At 71.1% G+C, this 7,294-nt stretch carries 1 protein-coding gene; it reads left to right on the forward strand.

All coding sequences use genetic code 11. From position 1 onward, the window contains the following. Positions 1–7,294 (forward strand): non-ribosomal peptide synthetase (locus tag D7X74_RS36985; protein ID WP_120537689.1); only part of this gene is annotated, 7,294 nt, incomplete at both ends.

The following is a 7,294-nucleotide window of genomic DNA, read 5'->3' on the forward strand; positions in this document are numbered from 1 at the left end:
ACTCCAGGCCTTCGCTCTCCCAGGACTTCGTCGCCCCTCGCGATGACGTCGAGTCCCTCCTCGCCTCCCTCTGGGCCTCCGTCCTCCACCTCCAGCGCGTCGGCATCCACGACAACTTCTTCGCCCTGGGTGGCGACTCCATCCTCAGCCTCCAGCTCGTCGCGCGTGCCCGACAGGCCGGACTGCGGCTGTCGCCGAAGCTGCTCTTCCAACACCAGACGATCGCGTCGCTGGCCCCTCACGTCACCGCGTCGCTTCTGCCGCAGGCCGAGCAGGGCCTCGTCACCGGCCCCGTTCCGCTCACGCCCATCCAGCGGGCCTTCTTCGAGGAAGACCTTCCGCGTCCGCACCACTTCAATCAGGCGGTGTTGCTCGAAACACGGGCTCCGCTCGATGTCACGGCGCTGAAGGCCGCGCTGGAGCACCTCGTCGAACACCATGACGCGCTCCGCACTCGCTTCGTCGAGCAGGACGGCGTCTGGCACCAGCACACCGTGGGCCGTGAGCACCCCGTCACACTTCACGAAGTGGATCTCTCCGCGGTTCCCGACGCGGAGCTGTCCCCTTCGCTGGAAGCCGCCGCCACGAAACTCCAGACGGGCTTCGACCTGTCCAGCGGACTGCTCTTCAGCGCGGCCCTCATCCATCAGGGCCCCCACCGCACGGAACGCCTGCTGCTCACCGCGCACCATCTGGTGGTGGACGCGGTCTCCTGGCGCACGTTGGTGGAGGACCTGGAGTCGCTCTACCTCGCGCTGAGCCAGGGCCGCTCGCCCTCCCTGCCCGCGAAGACCACGTCCTTCAAGAGCTGGGCGCAGCGTCTGGAGGCCCACGCGAAGACCGGGGCTGCCGCGCGGGAGCTGCCCTTCTGGCTCGGGGAGGACCGCCCCGTCGCGCGGGAGCTGCCTCGCGATCTTCCAGGGCAGAACACGGTCGCCTCCGCACGCGAGCTCTCCCTCTCGCTCACGCCCGAAGAGACCCGGCTCCTCACGCAGGAGGTCCCCGCTGCCTACCGCGCCCGCGTCGAGGACGTGCTCGTCGCGGCGCTCGTGGGCGGCCTCTTCCGTTGGACGGGCCACCCGAACCTCCAGGTGGAGCTGGAAGGCCACGGCCGCGAAGACCTCTTCGACGATGTCGATCTGTCCCGCACGGTGGGTTGGTTCACCACGACGTATCCCGTGACGCTGGAGGCCCCCGTCCGCGCGAGCCCTGGCGAGTTGCTGCGGAGCGTGCGCGACCGCCTGGGACAGGTGCCCCAGCGCGGCCTGGGCCACGGTCTGTCGCGGCACCTCGGCACGCCCGAGGCCATCCAGGCCCTGCGCTCACGTCCAGCCGCGCAGGTGTCCTTCAACTACCTGGGCCAGCTCGATCAGCTCGCCTCCGCGTCCACGCTCTTCGCGCTCGCGCCCGAATCCAGCGGCGCCTCGCGTGACCCGGAAGGCCATCGCCGCCACCTGCTGGAGCTGACCGCGCGCGTGAGCCACGGACGCCTGGAGCTGGGGCTCGTCTACAGCGCCAACGTCCACCAAACCGCCACCGTCGAACAGGTGGCGCGTGAGCTCATGGCCACCCTGCGCGCCTTCATCGCCCAGCGCGCTTCGGAGGATGCCGCCCGCCGCACGCCCGCGGAGTTCCCGCTGGCGAAGCTGGAGCAGGCCTCGCTGGACCGGCTGCTGCGACTCGCGCCCCAGGACCTCTATCCCCTGTCGCCCATGCAGCAGGGCATGCTGTTCCAGGTCCTGCTCAACCCCGGCGCCGGGGAATACTTCGAGCAGATCACCTGGGCCATCCACTCGCGCCTGGACGTGCCGGCTTTCCACGCGGCGTGGCAGGCACTCATCGCCCGGCACCCCGTGCTCCGGACCTCCTTCCACCGCGAAGGCCTGGAAGAACCCCTCCAGGTGGTCCACCCCGACGCGGCGCTGCCGTGGCGTGAGCTGGACTGGCGCGGGCTCTCCGCGGAGGACCAGGAAGCCCACCTGCAGGCCTTCCTCGCCGAGGACCGCGCGCAGGGCTTCGACCTGTCCCATCCCCCGCTGATGCGCTTCGCGGTGATGCGCCTGGATGGCGACGTGCACCGCGTGGTGTGGAGCTTCCACCACCTGCTGCTCGACGGCTGGAGCCTGGGCCTGCTGCTGGAGGAGCTGTTCGCCCCCACTGCGCGCACCGTGCGACCGGCGCCGCCCTACCGCGACTACATCGCGTGGTTGGGACGGCAGGACCTGACGCTCGCGGAGACGCATTGGCGGGCGGACCTCGCGGGCTTCAGCGCCCCCACGCCGCTGCCTGGCGAGCGGCGGTCCGCGCCCCGGGACGCCGTGCCCGCCAAGGTCGAGCGGACCTGGGTCATGCCCGCGGCGCTCACCGCGCGGTTCCAGGACTTCGCGCGCCGTCACCAGCTCACGCCCAACACGGTGGTCCAGGCGGCGTGGGCGCTGCTCCTCGGCCGCTACAGCGGCGAAGCGGACGTCGTCTTCGGCACCACCGTCGCCGGCCGGCCCACGGACCTGCCGGGAGCGGAGGCCATGGTCGGCCTGTTCATCAACACGCTGCCCGTGCGCGTGGCGCTCCCGCCCGAGGCCCGCGTGGTGCCGTGGCTCCAGGGCCTCCAGGCCCGTCAGGCCGACCTGCGTCAGCACGAGCACAGCCCCCTGGTCCGCATCCAGGGCTGGAGCGAGCTGCCCCGGGGCGTGCCCCTCTTCAACAGCCTGCTCGTCTTCGAGAACTGGCTGGACTCGGCGGTGCGGGAGCGCACCTCCGGACTGGACCTGCGCGACATCCGCGGGCTGGAGCGGACGACCTACCCGCTCAACATCAACATCCTCCCCGGGGAAGAGCTCACCCTGCGGCTGTCGCACGACGCCGGACGCTTCGATGGCGCCATCCTGGAGCGCGTCCTCGCGCAGTGGCAGCAGGTCCTCACGGCCTTCGCCTCCCAGCCGGAGGCCCGGCTCGCGGACATCTCGCTGCTGACGGACGCGGAACGCCACCAACTGCTGTCGGGATGGAACGACACGCGCCGCGCCGTGAGCAGCGCGGCCTTCGCGCACGAGCGCTTCGAGGCCCGCGCCGCACGCACACCGGAGGCCGTGGCCGTCACGTCCGGGGATGCGCGCTGGACGTTCGCGCAGCTCGATGTCCGGGCCAACCAGCTCGCGCACCACCTGCGCGCGCGGGGCGTGGGACCGGACGTGTGGGTGGGGCTGTTCCTGGAGCGCTCCGTGGATCTGGTGGTCGCGGTCCTGGGCATCCTCAAGGCGGGCGGCGCCTACGTGCCGTTGGATCCGGAGTACCCCCAGGAGCGGCTGGCCTTCATGCTCGCGGACTCGCGGGTGCCCCTGCTGGTGACGCGCGACGCGCTGGCGGACGTCCTCCCCGCCACGGGCGCACTGCTGGTCTGCCTGGACTCCGATGCGCGGGTCCTCGCGAAGGAGTCCCCGGAGGCTCCCGCGCGGACGGTGAGCGGCGGCAACCTGGCCTACGTGCTCTACACCTCCGGCTCCACCGGCCGTCCCAAGGGCGTGATGGTGGAGCACCAGGGGCTGACGAACTACCTGGACTGGTGCGCCACGGCGTATCCGGTGACGGAGGGCGCGGGGGCACCGGTGCATTCGCCCCTCGCGTTCGATCTCACCGTGACCAGCCTCCTGCTTCCGCTCACGGTGGGGCAGCCCATCACCCTGATTCCGCAAGGTGACGGCGTCGAAGGGCTCCAGGCCGCCCTGCGCTCGGGAGCGGACTTCAGCCTCGTGAAGCTGACGCCCACCCACCTGTCCCTGCTGGCCCAGGGGCTGGCGGAGCACGAAGCCGCCGGAGGAACCCGGGCCTTCGTCATCGGCGGAGAGGCGCTCTCCTACGAGACCCTGGCGCTCTGGCGGCGACACGCCCCTGGGACGCGGCTGCTCAACGAGTACGGCCCCACCGAGACCGTGGTCGGCTGCTGCGTGCATGAAGTCGGCGCGGAGGACCCGACCACGGGCGCGGTGCCCATCGGTCGGCCCATCGCCAACGTCGAATTGCACGTGCTGGATGCGGCCGGACGGCTCGTGCCTCCGGGCATCCCCGGGGAGCTGTTCATCGCGGGCCTTCCCCTGGCGCGTGGCTACCTGGAGCGTCCGGACCTGACCGCCGAACGCTTCGTGCCCCATCCGTTCAGCGCGGAGCCCGGGGCCCGGATGTACCGGACGGGCGACGTCGTGCGGCGTCGGCTGGATGGCGTGCTGGAGTTCCTGGGCCGCGCTGACGCGCAGGTGAAGCTGCGCGGCTTCCGCATCGAGCCCGGCGAAATCGAGGCCGTGCTCACCAGCCACCCCGCTGTGCGCGAGGCGGTGGTCCTGTTGCGCGAGGACACGCCGGGCGATGCACGCCTCGCCGCCTATGTGACGGGAGACGCGGCGCGGCTGGAGTCCTCCGCGCTGCGCGCCTTCCTGGAAGCGAAGCTGCCGGCCCACATGATTCCCGCCGCGTTCGTCCGGCTGGAGTCACTGCCGCTCACCTCCAACGGCAAGGTGGATCGCAAGGCCCTGCCCGAGCCCGTGGGCACACGGCCGTCCGGAATCGAAGCCGCACCGCCCGCCACACCCACCGAGGAGTTGCTGGCCGGCATCTGGGCGCAGGTGCTGCGCGTGGAGCAGGTGGCGCGCGGCGATGACTTCTTCGAGCTGGGAGGGCACTCGCTCATCGCCACCCAGGTCGTGTCCCGCGTGCAGGAAGCCTTCGGGGTGGACCTTGCCCTGGGCGAGCTTTTCGAGGCCACCACGCTGTCCGCGCTGGCCACGCGCATCGATGCCGCGATCCAGGCAGGACGTCACCTGCACCTCCCGCCGTTGGTGGCCGCGCCTCGCACGGGTGAACTGCCGCTGTCGTTCGCCCAGCAGCGCCTGTGGTTCCTCCACCAGTTCGCCCCCCAGAGCGCGCTCTACAACATCCCCCTGGCCGTCCGGTTCACGGGGAGCCTGGACCCGGCCGCCCTGTCGCGAAGCTTCCAGGAGCTGGTCCGCCGCCACGAATCCGTGCGCATGACCTTCCCCTCCACCGAGGGGCGTCCGACCCAGGTGGCCCTGCCCGAAGCCGCGCTGTCCCTGCGCGAAGTGGACCTCCAGGCACTGCCCCTGGAGCAGCGTGAAGCCGAGGTGTCCCGCCTCGCGCAGGAAGAGGCCCAGCGCCCGTTCGACCTGGCCCGGGGCCCGCTGCTGCGCGCCACGCTGCTGACGCTTGGCGAGCCGGGGCACGTGCTGCTGCTGACGATGCACCACATCATCTCGGACGGCTGGTCCATGGGGGTGCTCATCCGGGAGATGGCGGCGCTCTACGCGGCCTTCACCGGGGGCCGACCCTCGCCCCTGCCGGAGCCAGTGCTCCAGTACGTGGACTACGCACTGTGGCAGCGGACGTGGCTTCGGGGCGAAGCGCTGGAGACCCAGCTCTCCTACTGGAAGAAGCAGCTCGAGGGCGCCCCCGCGTCGCTGGAGCTGCCCACCGACTTCCCGCGTCCGGCCGAGCCCACGAACCAGGGCGCGCACCTGACCCGCCAGCTTCCCACCGCGCTCACCGAGGCGCTGAAGACGTTGGGCCGCCGCGAGAACGCGACGCTCTTCATGACGTTGCTGGCGGCGTTCCAGGTGCTGCTCGCCCGGCACTCCGGACAGCAGGATGTGGTGGTGGGCACGGACATCGCCAACCGCACCCGCGCGAACACCGAAGGGCTCATCGGCTTCTTCATCAACCAGCTCGTGATGCGCGGACGGCTCGACACCGTCTCCACGTTCCAGGAGCTGCTGGCCCACACGCGAGAGACGGCGCTCGCGGCCTACGCACACCAGGACCTGCCCTTCGAGGAGCTGGTCCGCGTCCTCAACCCGAAGCGGGGTCAGGGCCAGGCGCCGCTCTTCCAGACGAAGCTCGTGCTCCAGAACGCGCCGATGACGGCCATCGAGCTGCCCGGCCTGACGCTCACGCCCCTGGAGCTGGCCGACGGCTCCGCGAGACTGGATCTCCTGCTGTCCGTGCAGGAGACACCCGACGGGCTGTCCTGCCTCTGGCAGTTCAGCACCGAGCTCTTCAAGCCCTCCACCGTCGAGCAACTCGCCTCGCGCTTCGAGCGCCTGCTCGAAGGCATCGTCACCTGGCCGGAACAGTCCTGGTCCAGGCTGCCCATGCTCTCCGAAGAGGAGCGTCAGAAGATCCTCGTCGCGTGGAACGACACGCGGCAGGTGCTCTGCGACGAGTCGCGCGTCCACCACCTCTTCCAGGCCCAGGCCGAGCGCACCCCGTTGGCGCACGCCGCTTCCTTCTCCGGCCAGCACCTCACCTACCGGGAGCTGGACGCTCGCGCCAACCGCCTCGCCCACCACCTGCGCTCCCTCGGCGTCGGGCCCGAGACCCGCGTCGGACTCTTTCTGGAGCGCTCCCTCGACGTTCCCGTCGCACTCCTCGCCATCCTCAAGGCCGGCGGCGCCTTCGTTCCCCTCGACCCCGCCTACCCCGCCTCACGCACCGCCTTCATCCTCGAGGATGCAGGCGTTCCCCTCGTCCTCACCCAGGACTCCCTCGCGGATGAGCTGCCCTCCGGCGTCCAGCTGCTCTGCCTCGACTCCGACGCTGACGCGATTGCTCGCAGGCCCGACGCTCCTCCCGACGTCCGCGTCTTCGACGACAGCCTCGCCTACGTCATCTACACCTCCGGCTCCACCGGCACGCCCAAGGGAGCCCTGCTCCTCCACAAGGGCCTCGCCAACACCGCGCTCGCCGCCGCACGCGCTCAGCGCTTCCACGCGAACAGCCGCGTCCTGCAATTCGCCTCCCCCGCCTTCGACGCCTCAGTCTGGGAGGTCTTCTCCACGCTGCTCTCAGGCGCCTGCCTCGTGCTCGCCTCGCGCGACGCCTTGCTGCCCGAGCTGCCCCTGCGCCAGTTGCTCGAATCCCAAGCCGTCACCGCCGCCACCCTGACGCCCTCCGTCCTCGCCCAGCTCTCCGAGGCCGGACTGCCTCTGCTGGAAACCGTCATCTCCGCGGGCGAGGCCCTTCCGCCCGCGACGGCCCAGCGCTGGAGCCAGGGACGTACCCTGCTCAACGCCTACGGCCCCACCGAAGTCACCGTCTGCGCTTCCATCTCCGGCCCCGTCGACTCCCAGCGCATCTCCCTCGGACGGCCCTTCCCCAACGTCCAGCTCTACGTCCTCGACTCGCACCTCCAGCCCGTTCCGCCCGGTGCACCGGGCGAGCTGTACGTCGGGGGCACGGGCCTCGCTCGCGGCTACCTCTCCCGCCCCGCCCTCACCTCGGCGGTGAGGGC

The sequence above is a fragment of the Corallococcus sp. CA047B genome, from assembly GCF_003612065.1.
GTDB lineage: Bacteria > Myxococcota > Myxococcia > Myxococcales > Myxococcaceae > Corallococcus > Corallococcus praedator.